The sequence below is a fragment of the Pseudidiomarina fusca genome (assembly GCF_032227045.1).
GTDB lineage: Bacteria > Pseudomonadota > Gammaproteobacteria > Enterobacterales > Alteromonadaceae > Pseudidiomarina > Pseudidiomarina fusca.
Genome location: NZ_JANFPJ010000006.1, coordinates 52673 through 69292 on the forward strand (window position 1 = coordinate 52673; position 16620 = coordinate 69292).

The following is a 16620-nucleotide window of genomic DNA, read 5'->3' on the forward strand; positions in this document are numbered from 1 at the left end:
ACTTATCTTAGCTTATTCGCTATCGCTGCTGTCAGTGCTAGCTGAAGCTGCTGCTTCAGCTTTATCAGCGGCGTCTTTCATGCTCAAACGAACACGACCTTGACGGTCAATTTCAAGCACTTTAACTGGCACTAAATCACCAACTTTCAGATATTCGTTAACATCGTTCACACGCTCTTCAGCGATTTGTGAGATGTGCACTAAACCATCTTTACCTGGCAAAATTGTGACGAATGCACCGAAGTCTACAATGCGCGCCACTTTACCTTGGTAAATGCGACCAACTTCAACTTCTGCAGTCAGCTCTTCGATGCGAGCGATAGCTGCATCGGCTGATTCTTGGTCAGTTGCAGCGATACGCACGGTACCATCGTCATTGATTTCGATGTTGGTGTTGGTGCTTTCAGTTAACTCACGAATAACTGCGCCACCTTTACCAATCACGTCACGGATCTTATCAGGATTGATCTTGATGGTGGTGTAACGCGGAGCGTAGTTTGATAACTCAGTACGAGCACCGGCTAACGCCTGATCCATCACTTGCAAGATGTGCAAACGAGCTGCTTTAGCTTGAGCTAAGGCAATTTCCATGATTTCACGGGTGATACCGTCAATCTTGATGTCCATTTGTAAGGCGGTTACGCCGTCAACGCTACCGGCAACTTTAAAGTCCATGTCGCCCAAGTGATCTTCATCACCTAAGATATCAGACAAGACCACAAATTTGTCACCTTCTTTCACCAAGCCCATCGCAATACCAGCGACTGATGACTTGATTGGTACGCCTGCGTCCATCAATGCTAATGATGCACCACATACTGACGCCATTGAGCTTGAACCGTTTGATTCAGTGATCTCAGATACCACGCGGATGGTGTACGGGAATTCGTCTTGTGACGGCATCACCGCTTGTACACCGCGCTTAGCTAAACGGCCGTGGCCGATTTCGCGACGCTTAGGTGAACCCACCATGCCGGTCTCACCCACACAGTATGGAGGGAAGTTATAATGCAACATAAAGCGATTGTCGCTGCGACCAGTAAGGTCGTCGATCATTTGTGCATCGCGCTCAGTACCTAAGGTTGCAGTAACCAAGGCTTGCGTTTCACCACGGGTGAATACCGCTGAACCGTGCGTGCGTGGTAACACGCCAGTAGCCATATGCAGGGCGCGCACCATATCTGGTTCACGACCATCAATACGCTTCTCGCCGGCAATAATACGGCTACGTACCACGTCACTTTCTAGTGAATGGAACAAATCGCCGATTTCTTTGGCATCTAAAGTTTCATCTTCTGCCAGTAACTGCTCAGTAACTTGGGCTTTCAATGCCGCTACTTGCTCATAACGTGCCGCTTTTTCAGTAATACGGTACGCATCGCCAATGCCTTGCTCTGCTAATGCTTTGATTTTGTTCAGTAACTCAACATTTTTCGCAGGAGCTTGCCAATCCCAGGCTTCTTTACCTGCTTCAGCAGCAAATTCATTGATGGCGTTAATCACAGTTTGCATCTGCTCATGGCCATAGACCACCGCGCCTAACATGGCATCTTCTGACAATAGTTGCGCTTCTGACTCAACCATCAATACCGCACCAGCAGTACCAGCAACCACTAAATCTAGCTTAGAAGTTGTCAACTCTTCCAAGGTTGGGTTTAACACGTACTCATCATTGATAACGCCCACACGTGCTGCACCAATTGGGCCAGCAAAAGGCACGCCAGAAATAGCTAAAGCCGCTGAAGTACCGATCAAAGCAACTATATCTGGAGAAATTTGTGGGTTAACTGATACCACAGTCGCGATCACTTGCACTTCGTTATTAAACCCTTCAGGGAATAATGGACGAATCGGACGGTCGATTAAACGCGAGGTTAAGGTTTCGTTTTCTGATGGACGCCCTTCACGCTTGAAGAAACCACCAGGAATTTTACCGGCAGCGTAAGTACGTTCTTGATAATTTACAGTTAATGGAAAGAAATCTTGGCCTTCTTTGGCATCTTTCTTAGCCACCACGGTCACCAACACGGTGGTGTCATCCATGCTTGCCAATACGGCTGCAGTTGCTTGGCGCGCCATTGCACCAGTTTCTAATGTGACAGTATGCTGACCATACTGGAATTTCTTAGTAATAGGATTCACGTTATTTTTCCTTTGTCTTTCTCTTTTAAATTCTTAAGCGCTATTAGTTACTAGATATTAGACACTAACTCAACCCAGTGTTATTGCTCTAATGAATATCTAATATCTAATACCCAATAACGCCTTTGTCCTTCGATAAATAAAAAAGGGGCCACAACAGGGCCCCTTCCAATGAACAATGCTTAGCGACGTAAACCTAAGCGCTCAATCAGGGTTGCATAACGCTGATTGTCTTTACGCTTTAAGTAGTCCAACAATTTACGACGTTGGCTAACCATCCGTAATAGACCACGACGTGAGTGGTGATCTTTTGCGTGTTCTTTGAAGTGGCTTTGCAGTTCGTTAATGTTTGCAGTCAATAGTGCTACTTGAACTTCGGTAGAACCGGTGTCATTTTCGCCTTGACCATATTCTTTAACGATTTCAGCTTTTTGTGCCGCAGTTAGTGACATATATTACTCCTGATAAGTGAAAAATGTCAGTGCCGATCACTAATTCAGCACCAACGAAATCGCTGCAAATTATACGCACTTTATGCCCGCAGCGCAATCAATCTCGCAAATTCAATACCCGCTTGGGTTTCACCCAAAGGCCTGCTTCCGCTGGCCCAGTTGCAAGCGCCGGTGCTTGCAGTAAACCCATCCCAATAAACACCCCATCAGAGCTACGCAGTACTCGATAATGATCTGCGACAACTTCAGGTGGCTGCGTTAACTGAGCTGGATTGCCCAATAAAAACTTGGCGGCCTCAGCGGCCTCAACCGTTACCGTAGGCACTTGCTGGATAACCGTATCATTGGCTAGCAATAAAGCGTCAATCGCAGCGTAATCCCCTTGTTCTGGATCCGTCTGTGCGGCGACCGCTGCCAACTCTTCAGCACTGTAGACGGGGCCGACCACACCTTCTATCCAACTGCGGTGCAACTCCGCAACATGAGCTCCGCAACCTAAAGCCGCGCCCATGTCGTCGATAAGCGTACGAATGTAAGTGCCTTTTGAACAGGTCACGTCTAACACCAAGCGCGCTCCGTGCCACTCCACTAAGTTAATCTCGCGAATGGTAATAGCACGTGTTTTGCGCGGCACTTCTATGCCTAAACGGGCATAGTAATACAACGGCCTACCTTCGTGTTTTAACGCCGAATACATCGATGGGGATTGCTGTTGCGGGCCTGTGAATTGCTTAATAACTCGAACGATATCCGCTTGGGTTAAACGCTCAAGCAAAGCAGCATCGGCCTGCGCTACTATCTCACCTTCGCTGTCACTGGTGGTGGTGCGAATCCCTAAACAAGCTTCTACCCGATAGGCTTTATCGGCTTCTAAGGAGTAATGAGATACTTTCGTGGCTTCGCCAAAACACAACGGCAGTAGCCCGGTTGCAGCCGGGTCTAAAGCGCCAGTATGGCCTGCTTTGTTGGCATTTAAAAAACGCCGCACTTGTTGGAGTGCGGCGTTTGAACTGATATCACGGGGCTTATCAAGCAAAATCACGCCGCTGACATCGCGACCTGACTTTCTTCGTCCCATTAATCGTCTCCGTGGTCGTCTGTGGCTGCGGTATCGGCCGGCTTTGCAGTGGGGGCAGCATTACCGCGACTTTCATCACGTTTAATGGCCTCATCAACTAAGCGCGACATCCGAATACCTTCGTTCAAGGACGGGTCATGTACAAATCGTAGTTCGGGAATAATACGCGCCCGAATACGCTTGCCAAGTAATGAACGAATAAAGCCTGCGGCATCATTCAGTACTTTCAGCGCGGTTTTGATTTGCTCTGGCTCATCGTTGAAGAAAGTCACGAATACTTTGGTGTAAGCCAAATCCCGTGACACTTCTACTTCAGATACCGTCACCATACTCACCCGCGGATCTTTTATTTCGCGCTGCAGTATCATCGCTATCTCACGCTGATACTGCTGCCCTACTCTGTCGGTCCGACTATAATCTTTCGCCATAGGCGCTTATAAGCTCCGTTCTACTTGAACTGTTTCAAAGACTTCAATTTGGTCACCAACACGAACGTCGTTGTAGTTCTTCACGCCGATACCACATTCCATACCGTTGCGAACTTCTTGTACGTCGTCTTTAAAGCGGCGTAATGACTCTAACTCGCCTTCGTAGATAACTACGTTATCACGTAGTACCCGAATTGGAGCTGAACGTTTCACCACACCTTCGGTAACCATACAACCTGCAATAGCGCCAATCTTCGGTGATTTAAATACATCACGAACTTCAGCCAAGCCAATAATTTGCTGCTTGAACTCAGGCGCTAACATACCGCCCATAGCTGCTTTAACTTCGTCAATCAAATCATAGATAACACTGTAATAGCGTAAATCTACCGCGTCTTGCTCAATCAAACGCTTGGCTGAAGCATCAGCACGCACGTTAAAACCAATCACAATCGCGTTTGATGCACTGGCCAAAGATGCGTCGGTTTCAGTAATACCACCTACGCCGCTACCAATGATGTTCACTTTCACTTCGTTTGTAGAAAGCTTCTGCAATGAATCAGAAATAGCTTCTAGTGAACCCTGTACATCAGATTTAAGCACGATGTTCAGTTCTTGCACTTCGCCTTCTTGCATGTTCGCGAACATGTTTTCTAGCTTAGCTTTCTGCTGCTTAGCTAATTTAACTTCACGGTATTTGCCTTGACGATAGTTAGCTACTTCACGGGCCTTACGCTCGTCTTTAACTACGGTAGCTTCATCACCAGACTGTGGCACACCTGACAAGCCAAGAATCTCGACCGGAATTGATGGACCAGCTTCTTTCACTTCTTTACCTGTTTCATCGCGCATCGCACGAACTCGGCCATATTCTAGGCCACAAAGTACGATATCACCTTGGCGTAAGGTACCTTCTTGAACCAACACCGAGGCTACCGGACCGCGTCCTTTATCCAACCGTGATTCAATAACTATGCCTTTGGCCATGCCGGTCGCAACAGCTTTCAGGTCCAGCACTTCAGCTTGTAACAAGACCGACTCTAGCAACTGTTCAATACCGTCACCGGTATGCGCCGATACTGGTACAAACATCACATCGCCACCCCAATCTTCAGGGATAACATCGCGTTGGGCTAGTTCGTTCTTAACTCGATCTGGGTCCGCCGTTGGTTTATCCATCTTGTTGATGGCAACCACGATTGGTACTTGGGCGGCGCGAGCATGCTGAATCGCTTCAAGCGTTTGTGGCATCACACCATCATCAGCAGCTACCACCAAGATGACGATATCAGTCGCACTTGCACCACGCGCACGCATCGACGTAAACGCAGCGTGGCCTGGGGTATCGAGGAAAGTGATCATGCCATGATCCGTTTCTACGTGATACGCACCAATATGCTGGGTAATACCGCCAGCTTCACCTTTCGCCACTTTCGCTTTACGAATGTAGTCAAGTAACGAGGTTTTACCATGGTCAACGTGCCCCATTACAGTCACTACCGGAGCACGTGTAGTGGCATCATCGGCTGTATCTGCGCCACGATCCGCCAACACTTCTTGCTCTAGTGCGTTTTCACTAACCAACACCACTTTATGACCCATTTCTTCAACGACCAACGAGGCCGTTTCTTGGTCTAGTACTTGGTTAATGGTCACCATTTCGCCCATTTTCATCATGGTCTTGATAACTTCGCTAGCTTTGACCGCCATCCGGTTAGCTAACTCACCAACAGTAATGGTTTCGCCTAGCTTAACGTCACGCTCTACCGGCGCGGCAGGTTTATTAAAACCATGCTGCAAGGTTGAACGCTTAGCACCTTTACGGCGTTTTTCACGACGCGGGCTATCATCACGTTCGTCATCTTTATGACGGCGTTGCTTACTTACTTTACGACGGCTGCGACGCTCTTCATCCACGTCTTGCTCGTCTTCAGCAGCTTGCGCTGTAGATGAGGTGGTAAAGTGAACATCTTCTTGTTCAGCTTTTTTACGCTTGGCTTCTTCTTCTTGCCAACGAGCTTCATTTTCTTCAGCTAAACGACGCGCTTCTTCAGCTTGACGCGCAGCTTCTGCTTCGGCCTTTTTACGGGCTTCTTCTTCTTGCGCCTTACGTAACCGCTCTGCTTCCGCTTTCGCTTCGTCAGCTTTCTGACGTTCTTCTGGCGTCATTGCTGCGCGCTTATCAGCTTCTGCTTTCGCTTTCGCTTTTTCTTTCTCTTTGCGAGCTGCTTCTTGCTTAGCTTTTTCTTCAGCTGCTTTTGCTTCCGCTTGAGCTTTGGCTGCGGCCGCTGCTTGCGCTTCTTCTTCTAAACGCTTCGCTTCAGCTGCTGCACGTTCTTGTTCAAGGCGCTCTTGCTCAGCTTTTTGCTGATCTTCTAAGGCCGAACGCTTCACGTACGTACGTTTCTTCCGCACTTCAACTTGCACCGACTTACTACGACCTGGGCCGCCGCCGATACTTAAGGTGCTTTTTTCTTTCCGCTTCAACGTCATTTTAGCCGGCTCAGTAGGGCCGTTGCCGCCATGGGCCTTGTTCAAATGCGTTAGTAATGCTTGTTTCTCGTCTTCGGTAACAGCGTCGCCAGGCTGTTTTTTCATACCAGCCTCGGCAAACTGTTGCACCAAACGATCAACTGTCGTACCGACATCTTTGGCTAGCTTATCCAGCGTTACTTCTTCCATAGTCAGTTGTACCCCCGTTGATCTTATTCTTCGTCACCGAACCAGCAGATATTACGCGCTTGCATAATCAATTCTCCGGCTCGTTGTTCGCTTAACTCTTCAATTCCAGCCAAATCATCAATGCCCTGCTCGGCTAATAGCTCGAGACTAGTCACACCTTTGCTTGCTAACACAAAGGCTAAATGACGATCTAAGCCCTCTAAGTTAAGCAATGATTCATCTGGCTCTGCACTCTCTAACGACTCTTCTGTGGCTAATGCACGAGTTGTTAGTACCGCTTTCGCGCGGCTGCGTAGCTCTTCAACAATATCTTCGTCCATCCCCTCAATTTCCAGTAATTCATCTACTGGAACATAAGCGATTTCTTCTAACGAGGAGAAGCCTTCGTCAACTAATACGCTGGCAAAATCTTCGTCAATGCCAAGGTTCTTAGTGAACAAATCAAGTACTTTCTGTGCTTCAGCTTCGTTCTTCTCAGTAAAGTCAGCAACTGACATCACGTTCAACTGCCAACCCGTTAGCTGACTGGCTAAACGCACGTTTTGCCCAGCTTTACCAATGGCTTGGGCAAGATTGCCTTCTTCTACCGCGATATCCATAGTGTGTGCTTCTTCGTCAACCACAATCGCTGCGACTTCGGCCGGTGCCATTGCGTTAATAACGAATTGGGCTGGATTATCATCCCACAACACGATATCAACGCGTTCGCCACCTAACTCACCGGAAACTGCTTGAACCCGCGCGCCACGCATACCAACACAAGCGCCAACAGGGTCAATCCGACGGTCATTGCTCTTCACGGCGATTTTTGCGCGTGAACCAGGGTCACGAGCGGCACCACGAATCTCAATCATTTCTTCGCCAATTTCTGGCACTTCAATGCGGAAAAGTTCGATTAAGAAGTCCGGATGGGTACGGCTAACAAATAATTGCGCACCGCGTGCTTCAGGACGCACGTCAAACAGCACGCCACGAACTCGGTCGCCGGCGCGAACGGATTCGCGTGGCAACATGTCTTCACGATAAATAATCGCTTCAGCGTTGTTACCAAGATCCAAAATCACATGCTCGCGATTGGCGCGTTTGACCGTACCTGTCACCAGCTCACCCACTTGATCTTGATATTCTTCAACTACTTTAGCGCGCTCAGCTTCGCGTACTTTCTGTACAATCACCTGCTTGGCGGTTTGAGTGGTAATGCGATCAAACTCAATCGAGTCGATTTGCTCTTCAACATAATCGCCGGCTTGTACTGAGTCGTCCTCGTACTGGGCCGCAGCTAAGCTGATTTCGCGATAAGGGTGCTCTAGCGGTTGTTCGCTATCATCTACCACTAACCAGCGGCGAAACGTATCAAATTCGCCAGTTTGGCGATTAATGCTGACGCGTACTTCGATATCGCCTTCGTATTTTTTCTTTGTTGCGTGCGCAAGTGCTGATTCTAATGCTTCGAAAATCTTTTCTTTCGATACATCTTTTTCGTTAGAAACTGCTTCTGCAACCAATAAAATTTCTTTTGCCATTGTTCTGCCTCGCCTACGCAATCCTTAGTTAAACTGAGGAACTAAATGAGCTTTCTTAATGGATGACTGCGCTACTTTCAGGGCTTCACCATCAACGTTAAATTCTACGTAATCGCCATCAACAGCAGCAATTACACCTTTAAATTTGCGTTTACCTTGCTGTGCTACAGTTAATTCTACCGCAGCGGTCTCGCCAAGGTAGTCTGCATACTGACTCGCGTTGAAAAACGGACGTTCCATACCTGGCGAGGATACCTCTAAAAAGTATTCCGTGCTGATAGGGTCTTCTACGTCTAAAATTGCGCTTACCTGATGGCTTACCGCCGCACAGTTATCAACGCTCACGCCATCGGCATGATCAATATAAACACGTAAGGTTGAATGTTTACCTGCCCGCACAAATTCCACGCCCCAAAGGGTGAAATCTAAAGCTGCTACTGCAGGTTCTAACATCTCAAATAAACGATCTTCAACTCGAGCCAAGTTTGCCAACTCCTAAAAACAAAAAAAGGGCGTCATCGCCCAGTGTTATTGACTGCCAATTCATTGTATTAAGGGCGTTTATTACTAACGTCTTACGCTTAACACAGATGCTGCAGCAGAGGTCACATAGTAAAAAGCCCCGAACTGCTGCGGGGCTTTTAGAACACTGGACCCTTTGTAATTGGTTGCGGGGGCAGGATTTGAACCTACGCCCTTCGGGTTATGAGCCCGACGAGCTCCCAGACTGCTCCACCCCGCGTCCGAAAACGAATCCATATTATAAAGATTTTGGCTACAAACGCAACCGTAGCCGTTGTAAATTTGGTGCGGATGGCGGGACTTGAACCCGCACGCCCTAAAGCACTACCCCCTCAAGATAGCGTGTCTACCAATTCCACCACATCCGCAAATCTGTTACTAACTCAGCACCACTAACGAACCCAACTCAGAAGTCTTAGTTTGACCCTGGCACGTCGCTATCGTTGCTTGGTACTGTCGGCACTTCTTCTTGCATCATGTCTAAGTCATCAAACTGGCTGCCTGCATCGCCATTACCGGCGGCTAGGTTACCAAGAACCAGACTCAACACAAAAAAGATAACCGCTAAAATAGCTGTGGTACGAGTTAAAAAGTTACCCGAACCGCTTGAGCCAAACACAGTATTTGATGCGCCTGCACCAAAAGAAGCGCCCATATCGGCACCTTTACCATGTTGAATCATCACAAAGCCGATCAACATCAAGGCTACGATGAGATAAACGATTAGAAAAATCTCGTACATAATTTAATTACTCCGGGCCTGAGCTGCAGTACAAATCGCCACGAATTGTTCGGGCTGTAAACTTGCACCGCCAATCAAACCACCATCAATATCAGCTTCAGCAAACAGTTCTGAAGCATTACCAGCCTTCACGCTGCCACCGTACAAAAGCTGTACTGCGGCGCCTGCCGACCCAAATTTTTCTTGCAGCCAGTGCCGTATAAAACCATGCACTTCTTGCGCTTGCGCTGGCGACGCTGTTAATCCCGTGCCAATCGCCCAAACTGGCTCATAAGCTACCACAAGGCGTTCGCATGCAGACACTTGCGCTAAGGCTTCACTAAGCTGCGCCTCGACCACGGCAAAGGTCGCCCCTTGTTCACGTTGTTCGGCACTTTCACCCACACACAGCACAGCGGTAAAACGTGAATCAGCTAGCACTTGACCTAGTTTCTGAGCGATTCGAGTTTCCGAATCACCGTAACACTGGCGGCGTTCAGAATGACCAATCAGTACCCATTGCGCGCCAGCTTCATGCACTAGCGCTAAACTATGCTCACCAGTGTGCGCACCATCAGCATGTTCATTCACATCCTGCGCACCTAACGCAACCACACCTGGTTGCGCTTGCCACACCGGCAATAATACTGCAGGTGGACAGACGACCACAGTCACGTCCGCGTAGTGCGCCTGCTGTTGTTGCAGGGCCTCACTTAATTCAGCAACTAATGCGCGGTTGCCGTTCATTTTCCAGTTAGCTATCACTAACGGTTGGCGTTGCATCGGAACCTCTGACTTCATTGAGAGCGGCGAGATATTACATAACCTCGCCGAAACTTACAAGCGGTGAATGACGATTTGTTAACGAACTGATTAATTACTAGCCGCTTCTACTTCGCTAGCAATTTCTTCAGCATACGCGCGCACTTTATTGCCATCCTGACCTTCGACCATGACTCGAATGAGCGGCTCGGTACCAGACTTACGCAATAACACCCGGCCGTTATTACCCAGCGCTTGCTCTACTTCACTTACTACCGCTTGCACATTAGCCGCAGCTAACGGATCGGTACCGGCGGTAAAGCGTACGTTGATCAAGGCTTGCGGCGCTTTTACCAAGGGTGCCAGCAACTCGTCCAAGCTGCGTTGCTCACGCTGCATCGCCGTCAAGACCTGCAATCCAGCAATAATACCATCACCGGTACTATGAAATTGGCGATTAATAATATGGCCAGAATTTTCACCGCCAATGCGCCAATCACGTTTGACCAACTCTTCCATCACGTAGCGGTCGCCTACTTTGGCACGCACAAACGGAATCCGACGGTCAGTAAAGAATTTTTCTAGGGCGAAATTACTCATCAAGGTTCCGACAATACCGCCTTGCAACAAACCATCTTGCTGCGCCGCTCGGGCCAGAATAAATAACACATCATCGCCGTCAACAATGCGCCCAGTAGCCGTCACCATCATGATCCGATCACCGTCGCCATCAAGCGCAAAGCCCAAGTCAGCTTTACGTGCTAACACTTCGTCGCGTAGTGCATCTAAATGAGTGGCGCCACATTTTTCATTAATATTGATGCCGTTCGGTTCAGTGCCAATTTCCCAAATATCTGCACCTAGCTCACGCAACACATCGGGCGCTATGTGGTAGGTTGCGCCATGGGCACAGTCCACCACAATCCGCATCCCTTTGAGCGATAAATCAGAAGGAAACACGCTCTTGCAAAACTCAATATAACGCCCAGGCGCATCATCAATGCGGCTAGCTCGTCCCATGTGCTCAGACGGCACACAAACAAGCGGCTCATCTAACAGACGCTCAATTTCTGCTTCGACATGGTCTGGCAGTTTACTACCTGAGTCGGAGAAAAATTTAATCCCGTTATCGTAATAAGGATTATGTGAGGCACTGATAACAATGCCCGCAGCAGCACGGAAATTTCGCGTGAGATAGGCTACCGCTGGCGTTGGCATTGGCCCCAAAAATTCAACACTGACGCCGGCTGATAACAACCCCGCCTCGAGGGCAGATTCCAACATATACCCAGATAAACGGGTATCTTTACCTACCAATACACGCTGATTGCCACTGGCCGACAGCACGGTACCAGCTGCCCAACCCAGTTTCACCGCGAAATCCGGAGTGATAGGGAAATCACCTACTCGACCACGCACCCCGTCGGTGCCAAAATATTTACGCTGACTCAACAGTTTTCTCCTGCCAAGGTTGCTGCAACCACCTGCATTGCATCAACCGTTTCCTTGACATCATGAACACGGATAATCCGTGCGCCCTTCATTGCCGCTATCGTTGCCCCAGCAATACTGGCTGCTAGGCGCTCTGCTACCGCTCGTCCGGTCACCTGACCTAACATGGATTTACGCGATAAACCGATTAGTAATGGCAATTGCAATTTATGCAGCGCTTCAAGTCGCTGCAACAGTTGGTAATTATGCCCTAGGCTCTTGCCAAAACCAAAGCCTGGATCCAAATAAATGTTTTGTTTTTGTATTCCAGCTTGTGTGCAAAGGTTAACACGCTGCTGTAAAAACTCACTCACCTCAGCTACCACGTCATCGTATTGGGGTTGCTGCTGCATCGTTCGCGGCTGGCCTTGCATGTGCATCAAGCAGACTAATACCGCGGGATGTTGTGCTAACAGCTCCACTGCACCCTCTTCGCGCAAGGCATTGACGTCGTTGACCATGGTCACGCCAGCCGCGATGGCTTCGCGCATCACCGCCGGTTTAGTAGTGTCTACGGATAACTTCACGTCAAACCGTTGGCGCAGCGCTGTCACTACCGGAATGACTCGTTCCAGTTCGGCCTCTACCGCCACCGCAGCGCTGCCAGGACGGGTAGATTCGCCGCCAATATCTAACCAACTGGCACCAGCCGCAAGCATCTGCTCAGCCTGGCGTAAAGCCGCATCTAAATTGTTAAAACGACCACCATCAGAAAACGAGTCAGGCGTGACATTTAAAATGCCCATCACCTCGATTGGCGCACTCATCAATTGGGTTCCTTATCGCTGTTCATTCAGATCAAACTGGGTAAAAAAAAGCCCCGACTTGCGGGGCTTTATCTGCTTAGCTCGCCGATGAATTATCTGCTGGTTCTGCACCAGGCGAAACATCATCTGCTTTGGCTGAACTGTCACCATCTTTGTTGCTGTTAGAGCGTTGCTGCCAATCACGTGGCTCACGCACATCACGGCGATTCATCAAATCATCGATTTGATCCGCATCAATGGTTTCATATTTCATTAATGCGTCTTTCATGGTGTGTAGAATATCTACGTTTTCTTCCAAAATACGTTTAGCTCGATCGTAGTTACGATCAATAAGCAGCTTCACTTCTTGGTCGATGGCACGTGCGGTATCGTCAGACATATGTTTGTGCTGAGTGACCGAGCGGCCCAAAAAGACTTCGTTTTCATCATCAGCATAGAGCAACGGCCCCATTTTTTCTGACAAGCCCCATTGCGTCACCATCTTACGTGCAATTTGTGTAGCCCGCTCAATGTCGTTCGAAGCACCGGTCGTGACTTTCTCAAATCCATAGATGATTTCTTCTGCCAAGCGGCCCCCAAACAAACTAGAAATCATACTTTCTAGGTACTGCTTAGAGTGACTTACGCGATCTTGTTCCGGCAGGTACATGGTCACCCCAAGCGCTCGTCCACGCGGGATAATCGACACCTTATAAACAGGATCATGCTCTGGCACCAAACGTCCGACAATCGCGTGACCCGCTTCATGATAGGCCGTCATAGCCTTCTCATCTTCGGTCATCACCATCGAGCGGCGCTCTGCCCCCATCATGATCTTGTCTTTAGCCTTTTCAAACTCTTCCATAGCAACAACTTTCTTGTTGGTACGGGCAGCAAATAACGCTGCTTCGTTCACTAAGTTAGCTAAATCTGCACCAGAAAATCCTGGCGTACCGCGCGCAATTAACGAGGCATCGACATCTTTGCCCAGTGGTACTTTACGCATGTGTACTTTCAATATCTGCTCGCGTCCGCGCACATCCGGTAAACCAACCACTACTTGGCGGTCGAACCGACCTGGACGTAACAGCGCAGGGTCCAAGACATCAGGGCGGTTGGTTGCGGCAATCACGATAATACCTTCGTTGCCTTCAAAACCGTCCATCTCTACCAGCATTTGGTTAAGAGTCTGTTCACGCTCGTCATGACCACCACCTAAGCCGGCGCCACGCTGGCGACCTACCGCATCAATCTCATCGATAAAGATGATGCAAGGTGCTGACTTCTTCGCTTGTTCGAACATGTCACGTACCCGCGAGGCACCCACACCAACGAACATTTCTACGAAATCAGAACCTGAGATAGAGAAGAAAGGCACCCGTGCTTCACCGGCAATAGCTTTGGCTAGCAAGGTTTTACCTGTACCTGGTGGCCCCACCATCAACACGCCTTTAGGAATTTTGCCACCTAGGTGTTGGAACCGAGTCGGATCTTTCAAATAATCCACCAGCTCGCTGACTTCTTCTTTGGCTTCGTCACAACCGGCCACGTCTGCAAAGGTCGTTTTAATCTGGTCTTCACTCATCAAGCGAGCTTTGCTTTTGCCAAACGACATAGCGCCCTTACCACCGCCACCTTGCATTTGTCGCATGAAGAAAATCCACACGCCAATCAGCAATAACATCGGGAACCATGAAATGAAGATCGAAGCCAAAATGCTTGGCTCTTCAGGTAGCTTGCCGTTAACTTCTACGTTGTTATCCAACAAGTCATTCAATAAGTCAGGATCCGATGCGGTTGGGATGACCGTGGTAAAATTTTCACCCGTACGCGACTGCGCTTTGATAACGCGGCCGTCGATGTCAACTTTGCGCACCCCACCGTTATGCACTTGCGTGATAAATTGGCTGTAAGCAACATTCGAGTTACTTGCGCCACCGGGACTAAAACTGTTAAATACCGTCATAAGTACGACGGCGATTACCAGCCATAAAATCAGATTTTTTGCCATATCGCTCAAAGCCGACTACCTCTTGTTTGCATTTGTAGCACGCCCTACAGGGTACTACAGTTTATAACCTGTCGCTACCAGATACACTTCTCTAGAACGTGCCCGAGAAGAATCTGGTTTACGCGTGCGCACAACTTTAAATGCTGCTCTAACTGCCTTTAGATATTCTTCAAAGCCTTGCCCATGAAAAACTTTGACCACAAAGCTACCATTTGGTTTGAGTACTTGATGGCACATTTCTAAGGCCAACTCTACCAAATAGATGGCGCGCGGCTGGTCCACGTTGTCGTTGCCGCTCATGTTAGGCGCCATATCCGACAATACTACATCTACGTTCTTACCGCCGATTCGGTCCAATAACGCATTTAAAACTGCTTCTTCACGAAAGTCACCCTCTAAAAAGTCGACTCCGGCGATTGCGTCCATCGGTAGAATATCACAAGCAATAACTTGACAGTTACCCTGCAGGGTATCCACGACATATTGTGACCAGCCCCCAGGGGCCGCTCCTAAGTCTACTAGCGTCATACCTTGGCGCAATAAGTTATCGCGCTTTTGTATTTCGTCTATTTTAAACACAGCACGCGAGCGCAAACCCTGCTTTTGCGCTTTTTGTACATAATGATCACTAAAGTGCTCTTGCAGCCAACGCGTACTGCTGGCCGAACGTTTTTTACCCATTTCTTTTCCACCAAACTGGCTTATTCTACCCAGATGGCGGTAGAATAGCGTAAATTCAAGTCATACGTAGGATATATATTACATGGCAACGGCTTTAACCTTAAGCAATAAGCAAAAACAACACCTGAAAAGTTTAGCTCATTCACTCAAACCTGTCGTTTTATTAGGTGGTAATGGCCTTACCGAAGGCGTGATGGCAGAGATCGAGTTGGCGTTAGAACATCACGAGTTGATTAAAATTAAAGTGCCTGAAGAAGAACGCGAAGTACGTGAACAAATTTATACCACCATCGTTGCTCACACCCAGGCTTATCGGGTGCAGGTGGTTGGTAAAATCTTAACCCTGTACAAACCAAGCCAAGCCAAAAAGATCAGCTTACCTAAAGCTTAATCCGCTTGACTTGCCTCGTTCGGCTGCGCCGTTGCCAGTGCTTTCGCTACCTGGTTCAGCGCAGCCGACAAAATTAATGCCTCGCCTCGCTTCTTAAAATAAGTTTCTGACATCAATTGCCGATTGGTTTCGGTCTTAGGTAAATTGTAGCGCTCAAGCACCGGGTCAATTCGATTAATAGCTTCTATCGCTAAATTCATGGCCTGATTCTGTTGATACAGCGGGGTTGACTCATTCAGTTCCCCCAACTGTCCCACGGTTGGGTAAAATAAATCTTCATAAGGCGCGAATAACCAATCTAGCGACACCCTGTGTCGTAACAAACCTGCAATGATAGGATCGAAGTTAACCGACCCGCGCCGCTTCCAGTTAGCTATGGAGCTTGGCTTAATCCCCAGCCAGCGCATGATACCACTTGCTGAACGCTCACCAGAGATCAGCGCCAGACGCTCCATTACGGTATCCACATCAGGTATTTCCAAGTTGCTTTTAATAGGGTTCTGTGGTCTATTTTCGTTTAAGTCATTTGGCATTTAATTGCTTTTATCTATGTCATTTGACACAGAAAGACCTTCTTATGAATTATTTTTGAACTCGCGGCGCACGCCAAGTGCACCGCCCAGGAAAAGACTCAATATACTGATGGATAGCGCAAAAATCAAAAAGGAATTAAGACGTCGCGGCTTCGATTATTCGATGCTGGCCGAAGCTCTTAATAAAAGTCCTTCTCTTATTTCAAAAGTGGTTGCCCGCAAGGCCAAGTCACAGCCTGTGGCACTGGCCATCGCCAAAGCGTTAGAACTTGAGATTGAGGAAGTATTTCCCGATGTTGAGGCTTATCACCATAAGCCACTAACGCCCGCTGAGCGCGAACAGAAACAACAAGAATTAAAAGCCTTGCTAAATAAATAGTCAGGCAGAGAGACTGCAAACCTTTGCCCAAACAAAAAAACCTAGCTCGCGCTAGGTTTTTTTGTAAATTTTACTCAG

General features: G+C 48.3%; 16 protein-coding genes and 2 tRNA genes. 2 read left to right on the forward strand and 16 right to left on the reverse strand.

Annotated features, from left to right (window positions below; genetic code table 11):
* Positions 1-12: 12 nt before the first annotated feature.
* The 15 genes from pnp to rlmE form a co-directional block, all read right to left on the reverse strand.
* Entirely contained in the window at positions 13-2142 is a 2130-nt protein-coding gene (pnp, locus tag NOG12_RS03640) for a polyribonucleotide nucleotidyltransferase (RefSeq protein ID WP_313932433.1), read from the reverse strand.
* Between the two features lie 182 nt (positions 2143-2324).
* Positions 2325-2594 (reverse strand): 30S ribosomal protein S15, encoded by a 270-nt coding sequence (gene rpsO / locus NOG12_RS03645; RefSeq protein WP_110074789.1) that lies wholly within the window; start codon positions 2592-2594, stop codon positions 2325-2327.
* A gap of 97 nt (positions 2595-2691) precedes the next feature.
* Positions 2692-3672: a tRNA pseudouridine(55) synthase TruB gene (truB, locus tag NOG12_RS03650; RefSeq protein ID WP_313932434.1), complete on the reverse strand. Its 981-nt coding sequence runs from the start codon at positions 3670-3672 to the stop codon at positions 2692-2694.
* Entirely contained in the window at positions 3672-4100 is a 429-nt protein-coding gene (gene rbfA / locus NOG12_RS03655; RefSeq protein ID WP_110074791.1) for a 30S ribosome-binding factor RbfA, read from the reverse strand. Before rbfA ends, truB begins: the two co-directional genes overlap by 1 nt.
* Positions 4101-4106: 6 nt before the next feature.
* Positions 4107-6782, reverse strand: a complete 2676-nt coding sequence (infB, locus tag NOG12_RS03660; RefSeq protein WP_153825779.1) for a translation initiation factor IF-2 — start codon at positions 6780-6782, stop codon at positions 4107-4109.
* A gap of 23 nt (positions 6783-6805) precedes the next feature.
* Positions 6806-8305 (reverse strand): transcription termination factor NusA, encoded by a 1500-nt coding sequence (gene nusA, locus NOG12_RS03665; protein ID WP_110074793.1) that lies wholly within the window; start codon positions 8303-8305, stop codon positions 6806-6808.
* Between the two features lie 24 nt (positions 8306-8329).
* Positions 8330-8788 carry a ribosome maturation factor RimP gene (rimP, locus tag NOG12_RS03670; RefSeq protein ID WP_110074794.1) on the reverse strand — a complete coding sequence of 153 codons (459 nt, stop codon included), beginning with the start codon at positions 8786-8788 and terminating at the stop codon, positions 8330-8332.
* A gap of 182 nt (positions 8789-8970) precedes the next feature.
* Positions 8971-9047, reverse strand: a tRNA-Met gene (locus tag NOG12_RS03675).
* 63 nt (positions 9048-9110) lie between these two features.
* Positions 9111-9195: transfer RNA gene (locus tag NOG12_RS03680), tRNA-Leu, on the reverse strand.
* 47 nt (positions 9196-9242) lie between these two features.
* A complete protein-coding gene (gene secG, locus NOG12_RS03685; RefSeq protein ID WP_110074795.1) occupies positions 9243-9569 on the reverse strand; it encodes a preprotein translocase subunit SecG in 327 nt (108 codons plus the stop codon).
* Positions 9570-9572: 3 nt separating this feature from the next.
* Positions 9573-10331 (reverse strand): triose-phosphate isomerase, encoded by a 759-nt coding sequence (tpiA, locus tag NOG12_RS03690; RefSeq protein WP_418055296.1) that lies wholly within the window; start codon positions 10329-10331, stop codon positions 9573-9575.
* A 90-nt stretch (positions 10332-10421) separates the two neighbouring features.
* Positions 10422-11762 (reverse strand): phosphoglucosamine mutase, encoded by a 1341-nt coding sequence (gene glmM, locus NOG12_RS03695; RefSeq protein ID WP_153825781.1) that lies wholly within the window; start codon positions 11760-11762, stop codon positions 10422-10424.
* Positions 11759-12568, reverse strand: a complete 810-nt coding sequence (gene folP, locus NOG12_RS03700; RefSeq protein WP_313932436.1) for a dihydropteroate synthase — start codon at positions 12566-12568, stop codon at positions 11759-11761. Before folP ends, glmM begins: the two co-directional genes overlap by 4 nt.
* 76 nt (positions 12569-12644) lie before the next feature.
* Positions 12645-14567 carry an ATP-dependent zinc metalloprotease FtsH gene (ftsH, locus tag NOG12_RS03705; RefSeq protein ID WP_110074798.1) on the reverse strand — a complete coding sequence of 641 codons (1923 nt, stop codon included), beginning with the start codon at positions 14565-14567 and terminating at the stop codon, positions 12645-12647.
* A gap of 45 nt (positions 14568-14612) precedes the next feature.
* Complete coding sequence (gene rlmE / locus NOG12_RS03710) at positions 14613-15239, reverse strand: 23S rRNA (uridine(2552)-2'-O)-methyltransferase RlmE (protein WP_313932437.1); 627 nt, start codon at positions 15237-15239, stop codon at positions 14613-14615.
* Positions 15240-15321: 82 nt separating this feature from the next.
* Between rlmE and yhbY the strand changes: the two genes are divergently transcribed.
* On the forward strand, positions 15322-15630 hold the full coding sequence (gene yhbY / locus NOG12_RS03715; protein ID WP_153825784.1) for a ribosome assembly RNA-binding protein YhbY: 309 nt from the start codon (positions 15322-15324) through the stop codon (positions 15628-15630).
* On the opposite strand, the gene NOG12_RS03720 is transcribed toward yhbY, so the two are convergent.
* Positions 15627-16097 (reverse strand): helix-turn-helix domain-containing protein, encoded by a 471-nt coding sequence (locus NOG12_RS03720; protein ID WP_153825785.1) that lies wholly within the window; start codon positions 16095-16097, stop codon positions 15627-15629. The two genes, yhbY and NOG12_RS03720, sit on opposite strands and share 4 nt — an antisense overlap.
* 175 nt (positions 16098-16272) lie before the next feature.
* On the opposite strand from NOG12_RS03720, the gene NOG12_RS03725 reads away from it, so the two are divergent.
* Positions 16273-16542 (forward strand): helix-turn-helix domain-containing protein, encoded by a 270-nt coding sequence (locus NOG12_RS03725; RefSeq protein ID WP_162014444.1) that lies wholly within the window; start codon positions 16273-16275, stop codon positions 16540-16542.
* The last annotated feature ends 78 nt before the right edge of the window (positions 16543-16620 follow it).

Coding starts and splice junctions, on each gene's coding strand:
- rpsO (WP_110074789.1), bottom strand. CDS start 2,594: ATGTCACTAACTGCGGCACAAAAAGCTGAAATCGTTAAAGAATATGGT.
- truB (WP_313932434.1), bottom strand. CDS start 3,672: ATGGGACGAAGAAAGTCAGGTCGCGATGTCAGCGGCGTGATTTTGCTT.
- rbfA (WP_110074791.1), bottom strand. CDS start 4,100: ATGGCGAAAGATTATAGTCGGACCGACAGAGTAGGGCAGCAGTATCAG.
- infB (WP_153825779.1), bottom strand. CDS start 6,782: ATGGAAGAAGTAACGCTGGATAAGCTAGCCAAAGATGTCGGTACGACA.
- nusA (WP_110074793.1), bottom strand. CDS start 8,305: ATGGCAAAAGAAATTTTATTGGTTGCAGAAGCAGTTTCTAACGAAAAA.
- secG (WP_110074795.1), bottom strand. CDS start 9,569: ATGTACGAGATTTTTCTAATCGTTTATCTCATCGTAGCCTTGATGTTG.
- tpiA (WP_418055296.1), bottom strand. CDS start 10,331: ATGCAACGCCAACCGTTAGTGATAGCTAACTGGAAAATGAACGGCAAC.
- folP (WP_313932436.1), bottom strand. CDS start 12,568: ATGAGTGCGCCAATCGAGGTGATGGGCATTTTAAATGTCACGCCTGAC.
- rlmE (WP_313932437.1), bottom strand. CDS start 15,239: ATGGGTAAAAAACGTTCGGCCAGCAGTACGCGTTGGCTGCAAGAGCAC.
- yhbY (WP_153825784.1), top strand. CDS start 15,322: ATGGCAACGGCTTTAACCTTAAGCAATAAGCAAAAACAACACCTGAAA.
- NOG12_RS03725 (WP_162014444.1), top strand. CDS start 16,273: ATGGATAGCGCAAAAATCAAAAAGGAATTAAGACGTCGCGGCTTCGAT.